At 59.3% G+C, this 23,873-nt stretch carries 18 protein-coding genes; 14 read left to right on the top strand and 4 right to left on the bottom strand.

The window, feature by feature from the left end:
- Positions 1–99 precede the first annotated feature (99 nt).
- The 12 genes from IVB24_RS14545 (at position 100) to IVB24_RS14600 (ending at position 17,390) form a co-directional block, all read left to right on the top strand.
- On the top strand, positions 100–1,137 hold the full coding sequence (locus IVB24_RS14545; RefSeq protein WP_247773356.1) for a glycosyltransferase: 1,038 nt from the start codon (positions 100–102) through the stop codon (positions 1,135–1,137).
- A 3-nt stretch (positions 1,138–1,140) separates the two neighbouring features.
- Positions 1,141–2,355 carry a glycosyltransferase family 4 protein gene (locus IVB24_RS14550; protein WP_247773358.1) on the top strand — a complete coding sequence of 405 codons (1,215 nt, stop codon included), beginning with the start codon at positions 1,141–1,143 and terminating at the stop codon, positions 2,353–2,355.
- A gap of 245 nt (positions 2,356–2,600) precedes the next feature.
- The gene (locus IVB24_RS14555; protein ID WP_247773360.1) at positions 2,601–3,458 is read left to right on the top strand and encodes a hypothetical protein; all 858 of its coding nucleotides are present in this window, start codon (positions 2,601–2,603) and stop codon (positions 3,456–3,458) included.
- A 180-nt stretch (positions 3,459–3,638) separates the two neighbouring features.
- Positions 3,639–4,496, top strand: a complete 858-nt coding sequence (locus IVB24_RS14560; RefSeq protein WP_247773362.1) for a 2OG-Fe(II) oxygenase — start codon at positions 3,639–3,641, stop codon at positions 4,494–4,496.
- Between the two features lie 91 nt (positions 4,497–4,587).
- Positions 4,588–5,940 (top strand): hypothetical protein, encoded by a 1,353-nt coding sequence (locus tag IVB24_RS14565; RefSeq protein ID WP_247773364.1) that lies wholly within the window; start codon positions 4,588–4,590, stop codon positions 5,938–5,940.
- A 6-nt stretch (positions 5,941–5,946) separates the two neighbouring features.
- Positions 5,947–7,041, top strand: coding sequence for a hypothetical protein (locus tag IVB24_RS14570; RefSeq protein ID WP_247773366.1), 1,095 nt, complete (start codon positions 5,947–5,949; stop codon positions 7,039–7,041).
- An 88-nt stretch (positions 7,042–7,129) separates the two neighbouring features.
- Positions 7,130–8,320, top strand: a complete 1,191-nt coding sequence (locus tag IVB24_RS14575) for a GNAT family N-acetyltransferase (protein ID WP_247773368.1) — start codon at positions 7,130–7,132, stop codon at positions 8,318–8,320.
- Positions 8,321–8,445: 125 nt separating this feature from the next.
- The gene (locus IVB24_RS14580) at positions 8,446–9,594 is read left to right on the top strand and encodes a glycosyltransferase family 4 protein (protein WP_247773370.1); all 1,149 of its coding nucleotides are present in this window, start codon (positions 8,446–8,448) and stop codon (positions 9,592–9,594) included.
- Complete coding sequence (locus IVB24_RS14585; RefSeq protein WP_247773371.1) at positions 9,584–10,621, top strand: glycosyltransferase family 2 protein; 1,038 nt, start codon at positions 9,584–9,586, stop codon at positions 10,619–10,621. Before IVB24_RS14580 ends, IVB24_RS14585 begins: the two co-directional genes overlap by 11 nt.
- A 681-nt stretch (positions 10,622–11,302) precedes the next feature.
- Positions 11,303–14,053 carry an Ig-like domain-containing protein gene (locus IVB24_RS14590; protein WP_247773373.1) on the top strand — a complete coding sequence of 917 codons (2,751 nt, stop codon included), beginning with the start codon at positions 11,303–11,305 and terminating at the stop codon, positions 14,051–14,053.
- A gap of 383 nt (positions 14,054–14,436) precedes the next feature.
- Entirely contained in the window at positions 14,437–16,080 is a 1,644-nt protein-coding gene (locus IVB24_RS14595) for a type I secretion system permease/ATPase (RefSeq protein WP_247773375.1), read from the top strand.
- The gene (locus tag IVB24_RS14600) at positions 16,077–17,390 is read left to right on the top strand and encodes an HlyD family type I secretion periplasmic adaptor subunit (protein WP_247773376.1); all 1,314 of its coding nucleotides are present in this window, start codon (positions 16,077–16,079) and stop codon (positions 17,388–17,390) included. Before IVB24_RS14595 ends, IVB24_RS14600 begins: the two co-directional genes overlap by 4 nt.
- A gap of 30 nt (positions 17,391–17,420) precedes the next feature.
- Here the strand turns inward: IVB24_RS14600 and IVB24_RS14605 are convergent, their stop codons facing one another.
- Complete coding sequence (locus tag IVB24_RS14605) at positions 17,421–17,813, bottom strand: hypothetical protein (RefSeq protein ID WP_247773378.1); 393 nt, start codon at positions 17,811–17,813, stop codon at positions 17,421–17,423.
- A gap of 408 nt (positions 17,814–18,221) precedes the next feature.
- Between IVB24_RS14605 and IVB24_RS14610 the strand changes: the two genes are divergently transcribed.
- Complete coding sequence (locus tag IVB24_RS14610; protein WP_247773379.1) at positions 18,222–18,833, top strand: transglutaminase-like cysteine peptidase; 612 nt, start codon at positions 18,222–18,224, stop codon at positions 18,831–18,833.
- 33 nt (positions 18,834–18,866) lie between these two features.
- On the opposite strand, the gene IVB24_RS14615 is transcribed toward IVB24_RS14610, so the two are convergent.
- Together IVB24_RS14615 and IVB24_RS14620 are read right to left on the bottom strand one after the other, a co-directional pair.
- Positions 18,867–19,697, bottom strand: coding sequence for a formyltransferase family protein (locus tag IVB24_RS14615; RefSeq protein WP_247773381.1), 831 nt, complete (start codon positions 19,695–19,697; stop codon positions 18,867–18,869).
- A gap of 182 nt (positions 19,698–19,879) precedes the next feature.
- Complete coding sequence (locus IVB24_RS14620) at positions 19,880–20,848, bottom strand: hypothetical protein (protein WP_247773383.1); 969 nt, start codon at positions 20,846–20,848, stop codon at positions 19,880–19,882.
- A 722-nt stretch (positions 20,849–21,570) separates the two neighbouring features.
- Here IVB24_RS14620 and IVB24_RS14625 point away from each other — a divergent pair.
- On the top strand, positions 21,571–21,843 hold the full coding sequence (locus IVB24_RS14625; RefSeq protein WP_247773384.1) for a hypothetical protein: 273 nt from the start codon (positions 21,571–21,573) through the stop codon (positions 21,841–21,843).
- A 51-nt stretch (positions 21,844–21,894) separates the two neighbouring features.
- Here IVB24_RS14625 and IVB24_RS14630 read toward each other — a convergent pair whose 3' ends face one another.
- Positions 21,895–22,236, bottom strand: coding sequence for an H-NS histone family protein (locus tag IVB24_RS14630; protein ID WP_247773385.1), 342 nt, complete (start codon positions 22,234–22,236; stop codon positions 21,895–21,897).
- Positions 22,237–23,873: the final 1,637 nt, after the last annotated feature.

Genomic DNA, 23,873 nt, shown 5'->3' on the forward strand with positions numbered 1-23,873 from the left:
CATGTCAGAGCTGGTCCGGATAAAGGCCGCCAAAGGGGAGACGTCGCTGCAGCCCGCCTCTTATTTCGCGAGGTCGTCACCACAGGAGAAATCAAAGCGATGGCGAAGTTTGACGTCCTTGTTCCCTGCTACAATTATGGCCGCTTCCTGACGGACTGCGTACGAAGCGTGCTTGATCAATCCATCGCCGACGTTCGCATCCTCATCATCGATGACGCATCCTCAGATTCTTCTGTCGAAATCGCGCGCGACCTCGCGGAGAGAGACTCGCGCGTAAATTTTGTGGCTCACGCGAGCAACAAGGGACATATCGCAACATACAACGAGGGAATCGAATGGGCGGACAGCGACTACTTTCTACTGCTTTCCGCGGATGATCTGCTCGTGCCGGGAGCGTTCGAACGTGCTGCGAAAATCATGGACTCTCGGCCGGAAGTGGGATTGACCTATGGCGAATGCCTGGTGTGGCGTCGGGACACTCCTCGGCCGGTCGTCAACCCTGTCCAGGACTTCCGGTGGACCAAGCAAGATGTGGTGGCGGACATGTGCCGGACCGGCTCTGACTTCGTGGCCACGGCGACAGCGATCGCGCGAACTAGCGTCCAGAAGGCTGTAGGCGGCTATAGACCGTCGCTTCCTCACAGCGGCGATCTGGAGATGTGGCTCCGGTTTGGCGTGCACGCGGAAGTCGCCAAGATCGAGGCGGTGCAGGGGATCTATCGGAAGCACGATTCCGCCATGTCGAACCCCTATCTCGCGGAAATGATGACGGAATATGGACAGAGGAAAGCGGCGTTCGACAGCTTCTTCGAGACCTGTCACGATCAACGCCGGGACATGCGGTTGTTGCAGCGGCAGGTGGCGCACTCGCTCGCCGATCAAGCCTTTGACTCGGGGATCAGTTATATCCGACAGGCGCGCATCGAGAGCGGCTTTACGCTTCTGCGCTGGGCCATGAGCCTCGACTCGCGAATGCGCTACTTTCCACCGGTCTGGCGGCTTCTGCGGATGCCTGGGCCGGAAGGGCGCCAAAGGCTCCTATCCTTGATGGGCAAGTCGAACGCGCGACGGCAAGAGCTGTTGCAGACGCCATCCGCCATTCCCGTTTTAGGCGCGGACAGGGACCGCCAGAGCTAGGTTATGACGAACAAGGTGCTCTTCCTCAGTCATGAGGCGTCGCGGACGGGGGCGCCAATCATGCTCCTCAATATACAGCGCTGGCTTCGGCGCAATGGTTCCATTTCTTTCCGCACCGTGACTGCCAGCCCGGGCAACCTCAGCAGGGAATTCGCCATGCTCGGAAAGGTCGACTCCGTCGAACCTGGCGATCTGCTCTATCGTGCGATGAGGCGCTTCGATGTGCATCATTTCACGCAGTCATATCATCTGACCCGCCTGCAAAAGGATCTTTCCAAGGACCGCTTCGGTCTCGTCTATGTCAATTCGATAGCTTCTGGGCGGTTGCTCGAACGATTGCCCATCGGGGATTGCGAGGTCCTCTGTCACGTCCACGAGCTTGCGGGAGCCATCCGAAGCGTCGGATTGGCCAATCTCGCGGCGCTTGAGCGGCGGCGCCCCCGATATATCGCGGTGTCCGACGCCGTGAGGGATTGCCTGATCGAAGATTTCGACATCGCACCGCACCGGATCGAGGTGGTCGAGCCGTTCATTCCCGAGCTCGAAGGTACTTTCCCCGACGCGGAGGAAGCGCGCCTCAGGCTCGCGCGCGAATTGGACGTCTCGCCTGACGTAAGCATCGTGTGCGGTTGCGGCTCGATCGAGGCGCGCAAGGGCACGGACCTGTTCATAGAGGTCGCTCGCCAGGTCGCCGGTGGCGTCACTGGGCGAAATGTCCAATTCGTGTGGGTGGGCGGCGCCCCGGACAAGGTCAAGACCATGCAGCGCAGGCTCAAGAGCGAGGCGCCGGCCGCGCAGGTGCGCTTCGTTGGGCGAAAGGCCGATGTCGATACGTATTTTGCCGCATCCGACGTTTTTCTCCTCACGTCGCGCGAGGAGGCGTTCGGCCTCGTGGTTCTGGAAGCAGCTCGGCGCAACACGCCCACGATCTGCTTCGACGCAAGCGACGCGGCGCGGAGATTTGTCGAACCGGACGCCGGTTTCAGCGTGGCCGGATTCGATGTTGGGGAGATGAGCAGGAAGGTCATCGAGTTCCTCTCGTCGCCTTCGCTGCGGGAACAAATGGGACGCGCGGCGAAACGCAAATTTGAGACGCGCCATACCCCCGGGCAGGGGGGGCGAGCGATAGCGTCACTCATCCAGGATGCGATGAGACGGAAAAGTGGTGCGACTCCGAGTGAGAACCTCACTAGCTTGTGCGAAACGAGAATGGAATAACAGCAGCGCTATGCCCAGTCCGTCGGCATTTTCCATCCCGCGTCCATTTAGGGGAATCGGCGCCAGTTCTACTCGCAGTTCGCTGCCACCGAGCCGGCAGAGCGCGATGCGGGCTCCCATCAGCGAAATGGCTAGGATCCCGCGCCGAATAAACGACTCTGTCTTTATTCGTCGAAGGCTTGATTGCGGTCCGCCCCAAATTACTGTAATGGCACATTTAATTTTTATTATATGGTGATCTCGCAATGTCCCCGAGTGCTAGCTTCCATGTATATACCTGTGCTCGATCGACGGATGTTGAAATTCTCGATCGTGATCTTCGGCGCTCGCCGGCGATTGCCAGGGGCGACGTCGGGATCACGGTCCTATGGAATCAGCCCAGCGCTTCCAGCGCTTATGCCCGGGCGATCGCAAGTGCGAAGGAGGATATCCTCATCTTCGCCCATTGCGACGTGTTCTTCCCCGAAAACTGGTTTGAGAGGCTGGATTGGGAAATCCGACGGCTCACGCAGCAAGACAGACGGTGGGCCGTGGCGGGCCTGAGCAGCGTCACCGCGGCAGGGGACGTGGTTGGCCGTACGTGGGATGCCTCGCTTGCCCCGTTATTCCCCGAAACTGGGGGGATTCATGGAGGGAAGCTGAAGGTGCCTGTACGAGTGGTCAGCGTCGATGAATTGACGATAATTGTTCGCCGGGACTCGGGCGTGTCCTTCGATCCCTTGCTGCCGGAGTTCCACCTCTACGGGGCAGACATCGTGCTCGAAGCCGAGAGGCTGGGCAGGTCCTGTTACGGACTGGACCTGCCGTTGATCCACAACGCCAAGGCACAGCTATCGTTGGGGCGCGACTACGTTCGAGCCTATCGCTACATGGTACGGAAATGGCGTGATCGCCTTCCCGTCCAGACCACGTGCGCGACGATCTCCCGCAATCCGCTCGTCCTGCCGATGCGTCGCCTGCGGATGCGTCATAAGGCGATGTTCCGGAGGTCAACGTATTCGACGCAGCGGGCGTCGGATCCTAGCGCAATATCTAAGGAATTGGGGATGGACCGGATGCTGGCTACCACTCTGTCGGAGAACGGCTGCTTGACGCCAGCGTGATTCAATCTGCTTTCTTGCGGCGAGCTCGGCTTGGCATTAACGTTCGTGCTTTGAATTTATTTAATTGGCTTGTCGCATTTGATATTATAATGTATCGTGATTTAATACTGCGGCGGTCCACTCGAGAGGACGGTATTCGAGGGACGTCATTTACCCCGCTGAACGGGGAAAGAGGTAGAGATGTTTGCAACAGCTGTGCTGCCGCCGTCTGCGGAGATCAAATCTCTCGATACCAAGTCCTTCCTTCCGTTGGATAAAATGCGCCGCCAGGCCGACGCATGGGCCGAGCAGTACCGGGACAACCAGCCCTTTCCTCACATTGGGATTGATACCTTTTTTGATGACGAGGTCATTAGAAAGGTCGCCGCGGAGTTTCCCGGGGAATTCGAGAGCTCGTGGAATCGGACCTTTCTCGATGCCGGCGCGTATGAGGAGCAGAAGCTCGGACTCGACCGATTTGAGGAATTTCCTCCCTACATTCAGCAATTCGTCAGTTCGCTGAATTCGCGGCTCTTTCTCGATTTTCTCGAACGCATGACTGGCATCGAGGGCCTCATTCCCGATCCTTACCTCGTTGGTGGCGGGATGCACATGATTCCGCGCGGTGGTCGGCTCGCCATTCATGCCGACTTCAACAAGCACAAGAAGCTGAGGCTGGACCGCCGGCTCAATCTGCTGGTCTATCTGAACTATGATTGGAAGCAGGAATGGGGCGGCGCCCTCGAATTGTGGGACAAGGACGTCAAGGCAAAGCAAAAGGCGTATCTGCCGATTGCAAATCGGATCGTTGTATTCTCAACGACCGATACCGCCTATCACGGACATCCCGATCCCCTGACGAGTCCAAAAGGCAAGTATCGCAGATCGATCGCGCTCTACTACTACACCAATGGTCGGCCGGAAGATGAAATGTCCGAAGACCATACGACGATCTTCAAAATGCGGCCGGGCGAGGTCAGAAAGCGAACGACCCTCGAGGTCATCAAGCCTTTCATCCCGCCCATCGTCTGGCAAATTCCGAGAATGTTCAGGCGCTGATCAGCTTTCATTCGACGGCGTCGGCATGGTGAAGAACGTCCCGGGGCAGGGCACTGCGAGTCGACCGGTCAAACAGGTGGGGAGACATTCGTTGAGGAATCGCCTCCCCAACGCTGCGCTAGCCAAGGGCCCGGTGGAGCGGGAGCCTTGGCTGATTGCGAGTGCCGGTGCGGCTCCGCAACGCGCCCATCCATTCGCGACATGGTTGTTTGTTCTTGGGATCGTGTTACCCGGCGACATGAGCTTTCTTATCGGGGGCGCGAAGTTCAATCCTGAACGTCTCATCATCGCTTTGCTCTTGATTCCGGCCTTGTTGTTGTTGCTGCAGAAGGGACGGCGGCTCGTCGTCTGCGATCTGTTCATGTTGCTGGCGTCAGCATGGATGCTGGTCGTATCGGCAGAAAACCGTTCCGCCGAATTGTCGTCGTCGGGCGCGGTGGCGCTCGAACTTTTTGGCGGCTATATCGTCGCGCGCGCATACTTCTTCGGGCATCTGGCGGTCGTCGAGTTCATCAAGGCCTTGAAGGTTGCAGTCGTGATCATCGTCGCAGTCGCGATGGTCGACCACATGTCGGGAAAGCTTATCGTCAACAGTTTTCTCGGGCTGAACAGCGAGCCGGAGTACAGGAACGGCCTGATGAGAGGAGCGTCGGTCTTTCCGCACGCGATCTCCTACGGGACATTCTGCACTGCCGCCGGTGCGATATTCCTGTACTCGGAAGGACGTCGGGTGCCCCAGATTTGCTGGGTTGGGATTGCTTTCCTCGGATGCTTCCTGGCGATGTCTTCAGCCCCCATGCTGATGTTCATGGTGGTCTTGTCTGTCTACAGCTATGATCGGCTCCTGAAATCCTCGCCATGGCGATGGAAAGTATTCGGGACGGCCATCGGAGCCGTGATCGCTTTCATTTACCTGACCACCAACAATCCGACTTCCTGGATCGTCGCGCACCTCACCCTCGATCCCTCGACAGGCTATTTTCGCAAGGCCACATGGGATCGAGCATTGTACAACATCGGTCTTGCTCCCTGGGTCGGTTTTGGATTTGGCGATATTGGCGAAAGCATGGAATTCTTCGACAATGCTTCGGTGGACGCGGTCTGGCTTGTCATCGCGCTCCGGTTTGGCGTCCCGATCGTTGCTTTCTTGCTGCTGGCCAACGTGACCTCCTTCTTCGTCGGGTTTGGACGAAAGACCGTTGGCCCGACGCTGGATGAGTACATGGACAGGATGCGCTCGGGCTTTACGCTTGCGGTCATGACGTTCGTGATGGTCGGATTAACCGTGCACTATTGGAACACCATGTGGATGCTTTGGGGGGCGTATATTGGAATACGGGCTTCGCTCTACGAACATTTTCTGGGAACGCGACACTTCGGCGAGTTGCACTCTGCCTGGCATGGCCCACCGGTCTACGTTCCGGCGACGGCGCGTCGATGGTAGGTGTCCATGCAGTTGTCTTTGAAAACCGCCGTTAGGGACTTGATTGCCCGCTCATTTGCCGCCGCGGTGGCATTACACCCCGCTTGCTCCCTCGCAGGAGCTGCCGAGGACACGGGTGCGCCGCGCGCGCACAGCGAGAAAGGCGATGGCGCCTCCGATGCGCCCCATTGCGATGTTCAATATCCGTCGCTGCTGAGCCGATATCGCGTTCGTCCTTCTTGGCCTGTTGCTGGGGTCGACTATTGTGTGGGTCATCCAGCGGCGATCGGGCTCAAGGATCCTGCTGCAATCTCGATGGCCGGGGTGACGGTCGATCGCAAGATGCGCGTGGTCACCGTGGCGGGAAGCGGAATTACGCTGGATGGCTATGACTTCTCTCTCGATGGCGGCTGGGGCGTCGTGGTCCAGGGAGACAATGCAAAGATCCAAAATTGCAATTTCTTTGTTGGCGCGAATCGCAATCAGCCCGTCCTTGCGGCGGGGTCGTCGTCGAATGTGACAGTTGCCTACTGTACGATTGATGGTCACAACGATCCCAACGTCGGCGGCCTCATTGAACATCGTGGTTCGGGCACTCTGACCGTGCAGTATTGTTGGCTGAAGAATGCCGGCGGCGACATGGTTCAAATGCACAATGGTGGCCGGGAGGCAGGCCTCGCTCTCCAGTACAATCTCATTCAGAACGCCGGTATGGCGCCCGGCGCCCACGGCGACTACACGGAGTTCATTGACGGGCCGTTTACGGTGACCATCGAGTACAATACGACCGCCCAGAGTGGTGGAGCGAGTCAGGGGTTCATGGTTGAGCCTGATATTGGCTCCAATCCCGGCAGGATCATCTCGGGCGAGATCGTCAACAACACCTTCACCGGCACAGTCAACGCATTCACTGGCGTTACGGTCGCCGATATCGTGAACACGTTCACCGTGCGCGACAACTATTTCGATCCTTCGAGGACGTCGTCGGGGCTGGCATTTGGCGGTCTGATCCGCGGCGGACCCAACGACAACAGCGCCAAGTCGATCTATCTACGCAACGTGAACATGCTCACGGGCGCCATTGTGCAGGATGTCAAGACAAGTGGGATATCTCGTCGCTGATCGCCTGAGGTTGAGTGTCGGCTTGGCTCTATCGGTGTCGTGTAGGGTCTGGAATGGGAACCGAGGGAGTGTCCATCAGGTCAACGCCATGAACGAAATCACTGAGCGCCACCAGATCAGGGTTATTAGAACACGCTCCGAGATCGAGTCGCTTCGGGGGTTCTGGAACTCGTGCAATCCCCCTCGAGACGCGGATATCGACTTCTTCCAATTTATCATGGAGATTTATCCGCAGGTTCAGCGGCCGCACATCGTGGTCCTCTACGAGGGAGGGCTTCCCACCGCACTTCTCGTCGGTCGATTGGAGGCGAGCCATGTGCCGGTCAAACTGGGGTATTTTGCTCTTCCGGTTCCCAAGTTGAGAGTCCTGCAGATTGTGCACGGCGGCTGGCTGGGAGAAATCTCCGAGCAAAACGCAAGGATTCTGCTCGAGAGCATCATGAATTCCCTGGCGGCCGGCGAGGCCGATGCAGCCTCATTCCATTCTCCGGACGTCAATTCTCCGCTCGTCAAACATGCCTGCGGTCTTCCGTCCTGGTGGTGCGCCGATAAATTGATCAACCCACAAGCTCATCGGTTGTGCGAACTTCCGGAGAAGGCAGGTTCGTTCCTGGCTGGCCTTCCGAAGAAAGGCCGATACAACCAGCGCAAACGCGCCGAAAGTATTGCTTGTGATTTTGCGGACAGCAGAATCGAGCGATTTGGTTCGCCTGCTGACCTGGAACAGTTGATGCGAGACGCGGAGATCATCGCAGCGAAATCCTATCAGCGGGGGCTGGGTGTAGGGTTCTCGGAAAGCCCCGTCATCCGATCGCGGCTCTGTTTCGAAGCAAGCAAGGGCTGGCTGCGAGGCTACATTCTTTACCTCGGCGGCCAGCCGGTCGCTCTCTGGATCGGCTCGCTACGCAATGGAGTCTTTCTCAGCGAGTATGTCTCCTACGATCCTGCCTACGCGAAGTACGGCCCCGGCCTCCACCTCATTCTAAGCATATTGGAAGAACTACAGTCGTCCTCGAGCCGGCCGGTGCGGCTGGTCGACTTTGGTATCGGCGATGCAACTTACAAGGATTTGCTGGCCAACCTATCGAGGCAGGAGTCGACGGCTTATATCTTTGCCCCGCGAGTCAAGCCGGTCTGCATCAACCTCCTGCGCACCTCCGTCGGCAAGTTGAATCGTCTGGCCAAGAGTTTGCTGGGCAGATCATGGCTTGCGGAAATTAAGCGGAGGTGGCGTGTCGGGGTTAGCAGTCAACCGTCCTATCGAGCGCCTCCGTCATGATTGTGAAGCCCTCCGGATCGCACCGAAACAAGCACGTGCCGGAGGATGTACTTCCCGCAGTTCTTGCGGAAGAACCTGGATGCGCTCATCAGAGGCGGGATCCAGCTTCTGAGCGCGAGGCCGCAATGAGCATCTCGCTAGGCGTGCTGATGCCGCTGCCACTCAACGGAATGGGAGTTGGCTATACCTGCAGTTCGCTCGCAAAGGGCATGGCGAGCGAGAATTTCGATGTCACGATCGTGACGCCGCGGGCGCAGTGGGCGTTCCCACCGGTACAACTCGTCGAGGTGCTGCCGGATTGGGCGCGATACGTCCCGTATCGGTACGTGCGGCGCTGGGTCGGCCGTACGATCGAGCGCGTATTTCTCTCTAGCATCGACGAGTTTCAATCCAAAAGATCAGCTGCCTATCTGTGGCCGGATGCAAGCCTGGACACGATCAAGGAGCTGAAACGGCGCGGAGTGACCGTGTTTCGTGAACAGTTCAATTGCCACACCGGGACGGCAAAGCGGATTCTTGATCATGCGTACGAGCGACTTGGAGTAGAGCCGGCGCATGGGATCACGGTCGAGAAGGTCGATCGTGAGGCTCAAGTCTTGGAGGCGGTGGATCACGTGTTTTGTCCCAGCCCGCTGGTCGAAGCCTCGCTGCTGGAGAATGGCGTGCCTCGATCCAAGTTCTTGAATGCGAGTTACGGCTGGGAGCCGGCACGGCTTTTCGGAAGGAAACCGTTGCTCGACCCTGGCGCAGGCGTCACGGCGGTGTTCGTCGGCGCCATTTGCGTGCGGAAAGGAGCTCATCTGCTTCTGGACTATTGGGCAAAGAGCGGGGTGAAGGGCAGGCTCGTGCTTGCGGGGGAGATGGAGCCGACCATCAAGGAGAACTGCGCCGGCCTTCTTGCCAGGGACGACGTGATCGTACTCGACTATTGCAAGGACGTCGGCGCGCTTTATCGATCGGCCGACCTGTTCATATTTCCCTCATTGGAGGAGGGGAGTCCTTTGGTCATATACGAAGCGTGCGGTGCTGGACTTCCGGTCATCACGACGGAGATGGGGGCGGGTCGGTTCGTGCGCGACGGTCAGGAAGGTTTTGTGCTCGATCCCTACGATGCGCCGCGTTGGGTCGATGCCATTCGTTCGCTGGCTGGCGACCTCGTGCTTCGACGAACAATGTCGGAAGCCGCCGCCGGGCGCGCAAAGCATTTCGTCTGGGCTGAGGTCGCCAGTCAGCGTCGTCAGCAGATCAAGGAATGTCTCAGCCATGGCGTCTGATCGCGCGAAGCTTGCTGTGCTGATCGTCGGGTATCGCAATCCCGACGACATACAGCGCTGTTTGCGGTCGCTCGCAGCGTCCCATTGGCAGGATTTTGAGGTCTTTGTTTGCGAAAATGGCGGGAAAGAAGCGTTCGAGGCGTTAGCGGCTGCGCTTATCTGTCAGGAGCGGATGCTAACACGCCTTCAAGACGAAGATGACGTCTTTGACACGCCCGGCGGACGTTTTAGCTCCGTCATTAAATGTCGATACCAGAATCGGGCCGTTGCTGTTCGACTTGGGCTCGCGACAGATAATCTCGGCTATGGCGGCGGGATAAATGCTTGGCTCGAGCGCCTGCTCGATACGCGCGGCTGGGAAGCTGTACTCGTTCTCAATCCCGATACCGAGGTCCACGAGAGCTGCCTGACGGAATTCATGGCCAAGGCAGATCAGGGCTTTGGAATGATCGGTGGCACCCTTGTTTTCGATCATGCCCCCGAAAGAATCATCAACTATGGACTTCAATGGTCGCCCGTCACGGGCCGTGTTCTCGCAGTGGGCAGGAATTCGGCGGTTGGCACCTCTCCCACGGCGGAGGTGCTTTCACGGATCGATTCCATTAGCGGCGCCTGCGTGCTGGTCACGCGTGCGTTTATCGAGGACGTCGGATTGATGGCCGAAGACTATTTTCTCTATATGGAGGATATCGACTGGGGTCGTCGTCGGGGTAAGCACAGGATTGGCTTTGCGGAACGGGCGATCATACGTCACGTTGGCGGCACCGCTATCGGTTCTGCGATTGATCCCAGACAGCAATCATTCCTTTCGGTCTATCTGTCTGCACGCAACAGCATCCTGTTCGCGCGCCGGTGGGCAGGGCGCCGATGGCTGCTTCACCTCGGATGGGGGTTGCTGCACGCCGTCAGATTCGCCGCTATTGGCGCGCCGTTATCCGCGAAGATTACCCTCATCGGCCTGAAGGACGGCGTACAGGGAAAGTCGGGGAAACCCGGCGCTTCCGTGCGATTGCCTCAGCCCAGGTGAGCGCTGCGTGTTTCCAGCGTCGATCTCTGACGGCGGCTTGTACCTGTATGTCTCGTGTGAGCGAGGATGTCTGCGAATGCGTCAATCGGGTCGCGCTGGTTGGGGTGTTTTGGTAGGGGCCCCGCGCAAAGACGCGGTATTTGAGTCGAGCAGCCCGGGTCGTAGCCACCCGCTCTCCGGAAACTTTGACTGCGAGTAGCTTCGCTAGAGTTGGTCGGGATCGCCCCAAAATTGTGGCGTGGGCTTGGCGTAATGCCTTCGATCAGAACAGTCGATTTACTTCGCCGCATTGATCTCAGTTATGTGCCCACATTAATGTCATTAGCGATTAAATAGTTTAATTGGCGACGCGAATTCCCTGGCGCGAATCTGTCACCGGCAGATTTGACGTCCGGTCCACTTTGTGGTCGGTATTGACGCTGTTTTGCCCATGGATTGAGTCGTAGTACGCGTGCGTTTGCGTAAACAGCGTGTTTAATTCTTTAAAACGCGTGAGTGTGGCGGTCCGACCCGAACATCACCCTAGCACAGCCTAGATGTAGTCCAAAAAAAGCCCGTGGTGCTCGGCCAAGAGTCACCGCAGCCGAGATGATCGGCTTCCAAGGATAGCATGTCGCTTGGGGGACCCTCGTGGTTGAGCGCATGTCTATCGGTGCTAATTAAATCAGGAGAACTGGGTAGATGGCAATTAACGACGGCTCCGCAAATGCTCCAATTGGAACGCCGCAGCTTCCGAATTTGCTCGATTCCTACGGTGCGAACCGGCCCGGATGGAATGTCGCGGGCGTGGATTACCACGTGGGGACGCCTTCGGGATTAGCGCTGAAAAATCCGGCGACGATCTCGATGGCCGGGGTATCGGTGAATACGGCGAACCACACCATCACGGTGACGGGCAGCAACGTTACGCTCGACGGCTATGATTTCTCGCTCAACGGTGGCTGGGGCGTTGTCGTCCAGAGCGCCGGTACAAAGATTCTGAATTCCAACTTCCAGGTCGGGTCCAATGGCCTGAAACCGATCCTGGCGACCGATTCGTCGTCGAATTTGACGGTCATGTACTCCACGCTTGACGGCAACAACAACGGCAGCGTCAGCGGCCTCATCGAAAATCGTGGTTCGGGTACGCTGACCGTGGAGTATTCTTGGCTCAAGAATGCCGGCGGCGACATGATTCAGATGCACAATGGCGGCAAGTCGGCCGGCCTTGTCGTCGAGTACAATCTGCTTCAGAACGCCGGAATGGCATCCGGTGCGCACGGCGACTACACTGAGTTCATGGATGGGCCGTTCACCGCCACCATCATGTACAACACCACCACCCAGAACGGCGGGGCGAGCCAGGGCTTCATGGTGGAGCCTGACATCGGCAGCAGCCCGGGCAAGATTGTTTCCGGCGAAATCGGCAACAACGTATTCACCGGCAGCGTCAACGCCTTCACCGGCGTCACGGTGGCGGATATCCAGAATACGTTCACTGTCCACGACAACTACTTCGATCCGTCCAGCTCGTCGTCGGGACTGGCGTTCGGTGGCGTGCGGGGCGGTCCCAACGACTCCAGTTCCAAGTCGATCTATATCCACAACGTCGACATGAAGACTGGTGCCGTCCTTCAAGACGCAAATGCACCGAGCGCGCCGACAACCCCGTCCGGTTCGACTGCACCCACTATCGCCTCCTTCTCGAACGATAGCGGCACCGCTGGCGATGGCATCACGAACGACAGCACTCTCGAGCTGAAGGGTAAGGCGGCTGCCGGCAGCACGGTCAAGGTTTACGACGGTACGGCCCAGATCGGCTCGACGACCGCGGATTCGAGCGGGAATTGGGACTACATCACGAAGGTCCTGACCGACGCCAAGCATACGCTCACCGCAACGGCGACCAATTCATCGGGGCAGACCAGCGCGGCGTCGGCTGCGTTGGCAGTCACCATTGACACCAAGGCGCCGACTGCGCCGGCCATTGCCAGCAACAAGGTGAACAGCGCCAATCAGGTGGTGATGTCGGGCAACGCGGAAGCGAGCAGCGTGGTCAAGGTGTTCGACGGCGCGACCCAGATCGGGACCGCGACCGCCAACAGCAGCGGCGTATGGGCCTATACGTCCGCAGCCCTTGCGGTCGGTGCGCATAGCCTCACGGCAAAGGCAACGGACGCGGCAGGCAACACCAGCGCGGCGTCAACCGTTGTCACGGCCAGCGTCACCTCCACGTCCCCCACCACGCCAACCCCTCCCACCACCCCGACGTCGCCCACTGCCGGCACGGTGATCGAGTCGGCCGGTGCGACGCGCCTCGTTGAGAGTGGTGACAAATTCTACCTCAACAGCAGCACCGGGACGGGCCCCACGCTGAAGAATCAAGGCGTGGACTTTATCGACGGCTCAGACCACACTTGGGCGCCGATCGGTGCGGAGAAGACGGCGACGGGCTATCAGGTCGTCTGGAAGGAGGCGGCCACCGGTCAGTACACGGCCTGGAACACCGACAACAACGGCAGCTACCTTTCCCACGTAGCTCTGACCGGCTCCACGAAGGATGGCACCGTTTCGGGTACGAGCTCTGCCCTTAAATCGCTCGAGACGACCTTCCACCAGGATTTCAACGGCGACGGGCAGATCGGTGGGTCCAGTACGTCCACTCCGACCTCGCCGACCTCGCCGACCTCGCCGACCTCGCCGACCACACCGACGTCGCCGACTGCCGGCACGGTGATCGAGTCGGCGGGTGCGACGCGTCTCGTCGAGAGCGGCGACAAATACTATCTCAACAGCAGCACCGGGACCGGCCCCTCGCTCAAGTATCACGGCGTGGAGTTTGTGGACGGGTCAGACGGCAGCTGGGCCCCGATTGGTGCAGAGAAGACGGCCACCGGCTATCAGGTCGTCTGGAAGGAGGCGAGCACGGGTCAGTACACGGCGTGGAACACCGACAACAACGGGAACTACGTTTCCCACGTCAGCAGCCTGACCGGCTCCACGTCGGGCGGCACCGTGTCGGGTACGAACTCCGGCCTTAAGTCGCTCGAGACGAGCTTCCATCAGGATCTCAACGGCGATGGGCAGGTTGGTACGTCGAGCGTAGCTACGTCGTCCATGAGCACCACTTCGCTCGCTGCGACTTCGAGCTCGACGAGCAGCAACGTACAGACGAGCACGTCAGGCAATGACGCCTTCGTTGGCACCACCAAGGCCGACACGTTCTCGTTCGCTGAAAATTTCGGCAACGATGTCATCAAGGACTTCACTGCCAGCGGACCTGCTCACGACACGATCCAGTTCAGCAAGAGCGTGTTCGACAGCTTTGCGAGTGTTCTTTCCCACGCGACCCAATCGGGTCAGGACGTCGTCATCGCGACGGGGGGCGATACGCTCACGCTGAAGAACATGAAGGTCGGTTCGTTGACCAGCCAGGACTTCCACTTCGCGTAAAGTGTGGGCAACCACACCAAGTAGTACTCAACAACTGCCTTGGGGATCTCTTGGGGTCTTCAGACTAAAGGCATGGTTCAAGGGCGGCTACCATGATGGACTTTGTACGGCGGGGGGGATTCCCCCCGCCCGCGAATCTCATTCGAATTCCACTTCTTCACCTATCGGAGCTCTGGTCGGCTGGACGTCAGTGGGCGGAGGACGCCGAACTGCGGACACCGCGACCGGTCGCTTGGGCAAAGCGGCCGATTGAAGCCCTGCGGCAACGAATATTCAGTGGTCGTCGCCGGCCGGCGGATCATTATGATGACTCGCAGTCGGAGCTGTCGGCCTTCCTGCGGTCCTGTCGCCGGATTTTCTGGGTTCTCGCGGCCTTTAGCGGGATGAGCAATCTTCTCATGCTCACCGGCTCGTTTTTCATGCTGCAAGTCTATGACCGGGTGCTGCCCGGGCGCAGCATACCGACACTGATCGCCTTGATGATCCTGGCGACGGTGCTTTACGTGTTTCAGGGTGGGCTCGACCTCATCAGGAGCAGGATCAGCGCCCGGGTCGGGCGGTATTTCGATGAAATGCTCGGCGCTCGCATCTTCGACGCGCTTGTTCGCCTGCCTCTCAAGACCAGGGCGGATGGCGACGGCTTGCAGCCGGTGCGGGATCTTGATCAGGTCCGCAGCTTCCTGTCGAGCGGAGGACCGACGGCGCTGTTCGATCTGCCGTGGATGCCGATCTATCTCGGCGTCTGCTTCCTCTTTCACTTCTGGATCGGCGTCACCGCACTGGCCGGCGCGCTGGTGCTGGTCGGCATTACGATGCTTACGGAAACGCGAACCCGAGGGCCGGCAAAGGCGACCTCGCGTTTGGCCATTTCGCGAACGGCCCTTGTGCTCGAGGGCCGGCGAAATGCCGAAGTTCTACAGGCCATGGGCATGCGCCAGCAGGCGGCCTTGCGTTGGCAGGCTGTCAACACGAAGTACCTCGCGGCGCACGAGCGGGCCAGCGATGTCGCCAACGGACTAGGTGGCGCCTCGAAGATCTTCCGAGCGATCCTGCAATCGCTGGTTCTGGCCGTCGGGGCGGTCCTCGTCATCAACCAGGATTCGACCGCCGGCATCATCATTGCCGGATCGATCCTCACCGCGCGTGCACTGGCCCCCGTCGAAATGGCCATTGCGAACTGGAAAGGCTTCGTCGCCGCGCGGCAATCGGGGCAACGGCTCGATCACTTGCTGAAGCTTCTGCCTGAGGAGGAGGAGCGGTTGGCGTTGCCTGCGCCTGTCGAAACCCTCACAGCCGAGCACCTCTATATCGGCGCTCCGAACTCCGAGAGGCCGACCCTTAGCGAAGTGTCATTCCAGCTGCGGGGCGGGCAGGCGGTCGGTATCATTGGTCCGAGCGGCTCCGGCAAATCGACGCTGGCGCGGGCGCTGGTTGGGGTGTGGCCGTGCATGCGCGGCCGGATCCGGCTCGATAAAGCCGCCCTCGATCAATGGTCTTCGGATGCCCTCGGCAAGCACATCGGTTATCTGCCTCAGGACGTCGAATTGTTCGACGGCAGCATTGCCATGAACATTGCAAGATTCGACCCGCAGGCAACCGCCGCTGCGGTTTTGGAAGCTTCACATGCCGCAGGTGCACACGACCTCATCCTTTCCCTTCCAGAGGGCTACAGCACGAAGATCGGCGAGGGAGGTCTGGCGCTGTCGGCGGGGCAGCGGCAGCGTATCGGGCTTGCGCGCGCCTTCTACGGCAAGCCGTTCCTGGTCGTGCTTGATGAACCCTCTTCCAATCTCGATGCCGAGGGCGAGGAGGCCTTGACCGAAGCGATCCTGAACGTGCGTCGCCGCGGAGGAATTGTCGCCGTTGTCGCGCATCGCCCGAAGGCGCTGGAAGCGGTTGACCATGTCTTATGTCTCGGGGAGGGCAGGGTTCAGTCCTTCGGTCAGCGAGAGGAGGTTCTCAAAAAAGTGTTGCGAAATCCGGTGCCGCTCAAAGTCGTCGGGGAAGGTCAAGGAGGTCACCGATGAGCAGTCAGGTCGCGCCGGCGTTGCAATCCATCCAGCGTTACATGATCGTCGGAATGATCATGCTCGCTCTGTTGACCTTCGGGGTCGGCGGCTGGGCAACAACGACCCAATTGTCGGGCGCGGTGATCGCCCAAGGCGTGGTTGTGGTGGATTCGAGCGTCAAGAAGGTTCAGCACGCCACGGGCGGAATCGTGGGAGAGTTGCGCGTGCGGCAGGGCGACCGGGTCAAGGCGGGTGACATTTTGATCCGCCTCGACGAGACCCAGACGCTCGCGAACGCGACAATCGTCACCAACAGCATCGATGAGCTGTTCGCACGGCAGGCCCGTCTCGAGGCCGAGCGCGATGGCGCCGAGCAGGTTTCGTTTCCCAAGGTGCTGCTCGACCGGGCCAAGGAGAGCAACTCCGAGGCAAATCGCGCGATCATTGCCGAGGGCAAGCTGTTCGATCTGCGTCGTCAGGCGAGAAGCGGCCAGAAAGCGCAGTTGCAGGAGAAGAGCGCGCAGCTGGAAAACGAGATCAAGGGCTATATGGGCCAGACCGCGGCCAAGCAGAAGGAAGTTGAATTCATCCGCCAGGAGCTGGAGGGCGTGCGCAGCCTCTGGCAGAAGAACCTGGTGCCGATCACGCGGCTCAATTCCCTCGAGCGCGATTCCGCCCGCATCGAAGGCGAGCGCAGCCAGCTCGCGGGAATGATTGCTCAGTCGAAAGGCAAGATCTCGGAAATCGGACTCCAGACCATTCAGATCGACCAGGACCTGCGGACGGAAGTCGGCAAGGACCTGATCGATACGCGCTCGAAACTTTCCGAGCTGAGCGAGCGCAGGACTGCCGCGGTTGATCAGCTGAATCGGGTCGATATCAGGGCGCCGCAATCAGGCCGAGTCCACGAGCTGAACGTCCACACCGTTGGCGGTGTCATAGCGCCCGGCGAGCAGATCATGCTGATCGTACCCGATGCAGATTCACTTGCGATCGAGCTCAAGATCGCACCGCGCGATATCGACCAGGTCTATGTGGGACAGATCGCGACAATGCGCTTCGCGGCGTTCAATCAGAAGACCACGCCCGAAATCGACGGTGAGGTCAGCATGGTCTCGGCGGACATCACGCAGGATCAGCGCGCCGGCACGAGCTACTACACCGGCCGCGTCCTGCTGAAGCCGGAAGAGGTGGCGAAGCTCGGCTCGGCCAAGCTGCTGCCCGGCATGCCGGTCGAGATCTTCATCAAGACCGCTGGTCGGACCGCGCTGTCATATCTGCTCAAGCCACTGCAGGATCAAGCGGGGCGCGCGTTCAAGGAGCGCTGAGTTTTCCCGGAAACCTTCGGTGCCGGCGCCCTATCCCTGGGGGTCGGCGTTGCGATCAGGGCCCGGAAGGGCGGCCTTGGCGGCGGGCGTGCGCGGCTGACGAAAGGGCATCACGCCCTGGGACGGAGTCTGGGGTCCGGTTTGAGTGCCCCACCGCAGCGCTCTGAGGATGTCGAAGCGCCGCACGAAATTCAGCGTGGCGAACGTCGTGAGATCGCCCCACTTCCTGATCAATCGCAACAGACCGCGGGGCTTTCGACGGATCGACCGTAACGGATGCCTGTTGCGCGTGGGCGAGGCCACCGATCGCTCGAACGAGCGTCCGCTCAGCACGTCCATCCGCCTGGCGTAAAGGGTTATCACCGCTACTGAGGCAAGTATCGTAGCTTCAGCCCCCAGAATGACGAGCAACTCATCTGGCATCTGCACTCTGTCCCTTTCGGCGAAGCGCCGTTTGAACATTTGCCTTGGCGAATAATTAAATCAATAATCTGGATTATATGCGGCGGCAAGATGTCGGGATGGCGCTGGATGCGCGAGGCATTTCCCGCGCTGTCCTTGATGGGCCTCTCCGTCGGAATACACGCCCAGATCAGGACTTCTCGCTCCAATCATCAGTTCGATCCATCCCCTCGGCAGGTTCGTGAACGTCACCCGCGGCTCTCTGCATTTGCCACCCGCATCGATTTAATGTGCAATAAATCATTGCGAGTTAAATTAAATAACATTAATATTTAACTCAATCCAGTTTGCCCGGACCGTTCCCGCGTCCGGACAAGCCGCGCCGAGCGGTGAATCTGGCCTTGTTGGCGTTCTCAGGGGGATCGGCGGATGCAACGAACCTCGGGGCCGGCCGTCGCGGCAGCCATAGCCGTCATGATCGGAGGCGTTCAGTGGGCGGGTGCGGCATTGTTGACCATGCCAACGGCGCTGCCGGCTCCCACGCGCATAGAGCTCGGACGTCCGACGCTTCCGCCTCTCACTTACACGGTATTCTGTCTGCGGTATGAGGCCGAATGTCGCCCGCGGCGCGCCTTTCGCGGCGGTGCGATCCGGTTGACTGAAAGGCGATGGGCGGACCTGCAGGAGATCAATCGCGCCGTTAATCTGGCGATAGAGCCCGCTCGCAATGAGTTCGGTCTTGCTGGCGAGGCGTGGACCATCAACCCAGATCGTGGTGACTGCAACGATTACGCGGTGAGCAAGCGCCACGAGCTGCTTCGACGAGGCTGGCCGGCGCGCGTCCTCCTATTGAGCGAAGTCGTCGTGAGTTCCGGTGAGCATCATCTCGTGCTTCTGGTGCGGACCAGGAGCGGCGATCTCGTCCTGGACAACCTCACGTCACAGGTCAGGCCGTGGTCGCGAACGCCCTACCGCTGGGTTCGCGTGCAGAGCCCGGGCCGTGACAGGCTGTGGGCCACCGTGGGACGAGATGGGGTGTGAGGCATTGGCGCTGTCGCCCTGAGGCGCCCCAGGTCAGACCGGTTGCGCTTGGTCGTGAGCGCATTTGATCTGCTCGAGCGAGGCGAGTCTGTCTTCAAGCGCGGCGATCCGGCGGAGCAGATCGAGGCGCGACAGCCCAAGGGTGGCTCGTGTCGACCCGATGACGGAGGCGGCAGCACATGGTCGCTCGGCGTTAGGAGCGAGAACGCTGAACATGCGCAGGACGCCGTCGCCAGTCAGCACATCCACCCAGCCTTCGGAAGGTGAGCGCCCTACGATCCGGCCGGGCACGCGGCCGACATAGCAGGGAGCATCAGGCTGCGGCGCGGCGTGAGCGATGATGAGTCGCTGTCCGACAAGGTGGGTGAAGGCACCAGGAAATGGCGGCGTCAAGCTGCGGATCAGCCGATCGATGGCGTCGGTAGGCTGCCGCCAGTCTATCTCTCCATCGTCCGGAACACGGGTGCAGCCATAGGAGGCATGATCGGTGTTTTGAGGGGTGCCCTCTTCGCCGGTGATAGCTCGTATCACGGCTCCGCCGAGCTCGCGCTCCTGAATCGCGTTGAGGCGATGGTAGAGAGAGGTGACCGTGTCGCTCGCAACGATCGAAATAGCCTGCTGAAACAATAGATTGCCGCCATCCAGATCCGGGATGACAAGGTGAATGCTGATGCCGGCGGTGGTCTCGCCGTTGATGATTGCCCAATTGACGTTGGCGCGCCCGCGATATTGCGGCAGCAGCGAATAGTGCACGTTGACGAAGCGACACGAGGCAAGGATACGCGGCGGGATGATCCGATCGAACGAGGAGATCACAACAGCCGCCGGTCGCAGGTTTGCGATCAATTTCTGGAGCTGGTTCAACTCCTGCATCTCCGTAACCGGGATGCCGCGTGCTTCCGCAAATGTGCTTAACGCACTCGCCTCGGGTGAGTCCGGTTTTCGGAAGACCTGGACCACGCGGCACCGTGCAGCCAAAGAGCGAAGCGCTGCGAACCCTGTCGGGCCCTCCGCGAGGAGGACGACGTCTGGTTGTAGTGATTCCGTCACGTCATCGCCTGCCACGGTACGAGCTGGGCGAAACCATCCGGTGTCACGGCGCCGCCATGTCGAACCCATTCGGCAGCGCGCAGGCCGCCTGTTTGCAAGCGTACGATCGGCTCGGGACCAATCTCCGATAGCAGAATGCCCATGTGGCCTTGCTTGACGGGACCAGCAGGCCAGACAGCGAAGCCATTTCGCGCCAGCGCCGTTCGATCGATGTCACCCCAGAACTGCACCACTACGGTGCCGGCGTGAGCACATGCGGCCAGGTGCGCAGCCTCCGCCTGACCGACGCGCAGCGTGGTCGCTGGTTGCAAGGCAACGACGAAGGCGTCCCATGCGTCGGGATGGACAGCCGCGACACTGTTGAATGTCTTCACGTTCGCTCCCAAGCTTGTCAACCCGGTGCGCAGGGGAGGAAGAAAGTCGTTGTCGCAGAGCAAGCCGATCCTATTGCCGAGGACGGCCAGGCCACTGTCGTGCAGTTGCTTGACGACGAGGGGGCCTAGGAATGAGAAGACATCGACTGCGGGGTGCCGCTCGTTGACGCCGACCACCGGGATTTTGCGCCGTGCGCACGCTCCGATATCAAGATCCTCGGGACGAAATTCCCACGCCTCGAACATCAGGGCAATCACCGCGTCGTCGCGCAGCTGATCGATCAGCTCAGTCGTGAGAGGTCGCAGGTGGCCACTGTTGGTCACGATGTCGACGCTATGGAGTATCTTAGCGCTGATCTCTTCAAGGATCTCGATGCGGTCAGCGACGCCCAGAAGGGCCGCGAGTTCCATCGTCTCGCGCTTGGTATCGGACACGGTTCCGTGGCGGCCGGGTCTTGTGAACGCAAAGACGTGCTTGGCTCCGGCCATAGCTGCGAGGACTGGGGTTACGACATAAGCGCCAGTTGCGGCTTCGGTCAGCACAGTCATTCCCGACATGTCCAGTCCCGTGTCCGCGACAGCGAGGTTCATCAGCGTTCGTAGTCGAACAGGTGAGAAGCCCGGCCTGCGAAAAGCTCTCGTATCCGCCTCGCCAGATCGCAATCGTGCGATTGTGGTCTCGGTCACAGTCATTGATCTGCCCCGCTGTTGTCCGTGGATGAAGCCGGCTTCATGGTGTTCTTGACCGGAACGTTCTGGATACCCAATTGCGCGCTGCCCGGAACGCGTTGTAGAACGGATCGGGTATTAGCGCGCGCAGGTCGTTCAGCCGATGCAAATTCTCGGAAGCGAACACGAACAACTAGGCTCAGCAGATGCTGAAGGGATAGCCCCTCCGATACCTGCTGCTTCACCAGGCGATCGCTGTTCGTTGTAGTTAGACTGACTCTTGGAGGGCAGTGCATTCGGCCCGCGGGCATGTCCAATGCCTCTTCTGAAAAGACACATCGACGAAAATGTCCGGCCAAGGCGGTGGCGCTTGCGTATTCGGTGTGCAGGGCATCGCTTCGGGCAAAGAGGCCGCTCAACAAGTGAATCTGGAACTCGACCCGCAATTCGCAACCCTCGGCTGGCACGCTTGTGCTGCTCTCATTCCATATATTAAATGATAATATTGAATTCTAAAGCATGGATGTCAAAATAAATATCGGCGTTTCACGCTATTGGCGGGTGGCGGTGCCGGCCCTGACCTGGTTGGTCGTTCGATAATTGGCAAAAAAAATAGATACTACATAACATATTTAATGGCGCCAATGCCGGACTACAGCTATTCTAAAACTGGGCTGGATGATGAGGATTATATCATGGCTCGCCTTGATACCGAGAATGAAGAACGTCGTGAGTTCTTGAAGAGCTGCGGAAAATTTGCCGCCGTCACGCCTCCGGCGATGGTTCTGCTACTTTCGACGTCTCTTACCTCTACCGCTATCGCCAGTTCTGGCGGGCGAAGTGTGCAGGGCAACAATGGCAAGGGCAACGGCGGCTACGACGGCAGCCCTAACGGGAAAGAGGATAATACTCGCTAAAGTGGCGCCCGGCGCAGCCCTGACATCGCGGTCCTAACGACAGTCGGAGGGTCAGCCGGCCCGGCGGCGCCTTTGTCCGGATTTGCGGTCGATCAGGAGATCGTTCAGTTTCTTGCCGGCGCGAAGCTGCGCTTTCAGCCATCGGGGCTGCTTACCACGGCCCGACCAGGTTTCGGACGGGTTCTTGGGGTTCTGATACTTTGGCAGTACTGGCGGGTAAGGGCGGCGTGTACGTTGCTCGTACTGGCCCTCGGTACGCCCCTCGAGCCTGCGAAGCCGCTCTTCGAGCTTGGCTTTTTCCGCTGTCATTCTGCGGCTAAGAACCGCAGTCACTTCATCGTACAGCCGCCACAGCTCCGCCGTACTGGCGGATGTCCAGTCGTCATTATCCATTGGAAGTCGTCCCCAACTACTTCCGGCCTGAAAGCAGAGGGAGGGAAATACCAGTCGAAGCCTCGTCCGGCAAGCACCATCCGTTGGCGGAGCGATCGCCAACGGTTCGTTGGCGCTACCGGTGCGGGTCGACGGTCCGACCCAGTCGACGTCTTCCAAGGACGGCTCGCCGCTTGGTTCGCCTTCTGCCAAACAGCCGTTGCTCGGCATTCAATACGCGAATACGCAGATTCTGCAATTCAGTGAATTGGACGATCAAATTCTGCTGAGTTTGACGCAAAACAGCCGACGAATACATGTGGCCACCTACTCGTTACCGAAGATCACTTGCGACTGCTTAAAAGGTGCCGATCAAATTTGCCGATCAGCGTCCAGCGGTCCCACAAAAATAACTGAGCTTTCTCGTTCGAGAGGCGTCTCGTCCATTTGACCGCCCCCTATTGAAATCATACGCATGAAAGGAATCTTCGCTCTTCATTTGAGCCTCCTCGGCCAACACGGCCAAAATCAAAATCAAAACTACAGATAGCCATTCGTGCTCGATCAGCACCTCCGTCTTGGCGGACGGGACTCTGTTCCTTGCCTCCTCTTTGCTGGCGTGCCAAGGGCGAAATTTCGCGGGATGTTAGGACTGAATTGCGATTGTCGCTATATATCGTCAGTAATAACAGCGTCGGCAGGAGGCGAATGTCGATCTCACTATATCCTGCTAGTATTTATTTTAGTGCAACCATTTAAAATAGTCAAACGGACTTCACTTTTCCAAGGAATCCGTGATTCAGCCTATCCAGCGGGGCCGTACTTATACGGCCATTTTCCAAAGAAGTTACGGTGCCGCAGCCGACAGCCGCCACTGCAGGGGGGGGCTATCCCTTGATGTTGCGTATCGGCTTTATGGTCAACGTGCTCCACGCGGACGCGTAGAAAATTTCCTTGGAATAAACCGCCGCCGTGCGGGTTTTGATTTCGGTCGGCTGAAGGAGATATGCGCCGCATCAGAATTGCCATAGCGAATTGGTACCCGATCGTCTTGCAAGGGATCAGCAGCGTCCTGTGACGCAGAGTGACCTGCGATCGTGGCCTCCTCGGAGATGCAGCAAGCTGCAGTGAGGCAATATGGCTTCTTGTGCCGGATGTTGCCCTGGTTGATGCTGCTAGGCCGAGTATCAGTCTGTCTGGCCTTCTCGCTCTCGCCAGCACCGCGGGCCAGGGCGCCCGGGTGGTTCTCTTCGCGGATCCGGCTGGTATTAGCGAGACGCAAAGCTTGGCGGCGGAGGGCTCCTGCCTCGTTCTCACCAAGGAGGCCAAGCTGGAGACGTTAGTCGCAACCCTGCGGAAGGTGGGCCAGAGCCAACGCTTGGCTTCGCTTCCGCCGAGCAATGGAGAGATCGGCGAGTAGCCTCAGGCGGCAGGCAAGCTCCTTCGGCCTCGGTCAGCGTTTGGGAATGGCGAGCCGCTGATCTTGACTGCTCCGCTGTTCTCGAAAACCGGTCGCCAACTCGCCGGATAGCCCAAGCATCCATGAAAGCAGGATCGGTACGGCTCTCAAGGCTGATCACAAACGAAGGCGCCGCTGCTCGAACAACACCAGATATCGATGTCCTCGGCGGCGGGTCGATGAAATTCCGTTCGCATAG

This window comes from Bradyrhizobium sp. 192 (assembly GCF_023100965.1).
Lineage (GTDB): Bacteria > Pseudomonadota > Alphaproteobacteria > Rhizobiales > Xanthobacteraceae > Bradyrhizobium > Bradyrhizobium symbiodeficiens.

Bases quoted from the DNA above. Each gene is read 5' to 3' on its own strand.
- IVB24_RS14600 (WP_247773376.1), top strand. From the start codon at position 16,077: ATGAGCAGTCAGGTCGCGCCGGCGTTGCAATCCATCCAGCGTTACATG.
- IVB24_RS14605 (WP_247773378.1), bottom strand. From the start codon at position 17,813: ATGCCAGATGAGTTGCTCGTCATTCTGGGGGCTGAAGCTACGATACTT.
- IVB24_RS14575 (WP_247773368.1), top strand. From the start codon at position 7,130: ATGAACGAAATCACTGAGCGCCACCAGATCAGGGTTATTAGAACACGC.
- IVB24_RS14620 (WP_247773383.1), bottom strand. From the start codon at position 20,848: ATGAACCTCGCTGTCGCGGACACGGGACTGGACATGTCGGGAATGACT.
- IVB24_RS14580 (WP_247773370.1), top strand. From the start codon at position 8,446: ATGAGCATCTCGCTAGGCGTGCTGATGCCGCTGCCACTCAACGGAATG.
- IVB24_RS14550 (WP_247773358.1), top strand. From the start codon at position 1,141: ATGACGAACAAGGTGCTCTTCCTCAGTCATGAGGCGTCGCGGACGGGG.
- IVB24_RS14590 (WP_247773373.1), top strand. From the start codon at position 11,303: ATGGCAATTAACGACGGCTCCGCAAATGCTCCAATTGGAACGCCGCAG.
- IVB24_RS14570 (WP_247773366.1), top strand. From the start codon at position 5,947: ATGCAGTTGTCTTTGAAAACCGCCGTTAGGGACTTGATTGCCCGCTCA.
- IVB24_RS14585 (WP_247773371.1), top strand. From the start codon at position 9,584: ATGGCGTCTGATCGCGCGAAGCTTGCTGTGCTGATCGTCGGGTATCGC.
- IVB24_RS14560 (WP_247773362.1), top strand. From the start codon at position 3,639: ATGTTTGCAACAGCTGTGCTGCCGCCGTCTGCGGAGATCAAATCTCTC.
- IVB24_RS14610 (WP_247773379.1), top strand. From the start codon at position 18,222: ATGCAACGAACCTCGGGGCCGGCCGTCGCGGCAGCCATAGCCGTCATG.
- IVB24_RS14545 (WP_247773356.1), top strand. From the start codon at position 100: ATGGCGAAGTTTGACGTCCTTGTTCCCTGCTACAATTATGGCCGCTTC.
- IVB24_RS14630 (WP_247773385.1), bottom strand. From the start codon at position 22,236: ATGGATAATGACGACTGGACATCCGCCAGTACGGCGGAGCTGTGGCGG.
- IVB24_RS14625 (WP_247773384.1), top strand. From the start codon at position 21,571: ATGCCGGACTACAGCTATTCTAAAACTGGGCTGGATGATGAGGATTAT.
- IVB24_RS14555 (WP_247773360.1), top strand. From the start codon at position 2,601: ATGTCCCCGAGTGCTAGCTTCCATGTATATACCTGTGCTCGATCGACG.
- IVB24_RS14595 (WP_247773375.1), top strand. From the start codon at position 14,437: ATGAGCAATCTTCTCATGCTCACCGGCTCGTTTTTCATGCTGCAAGTC.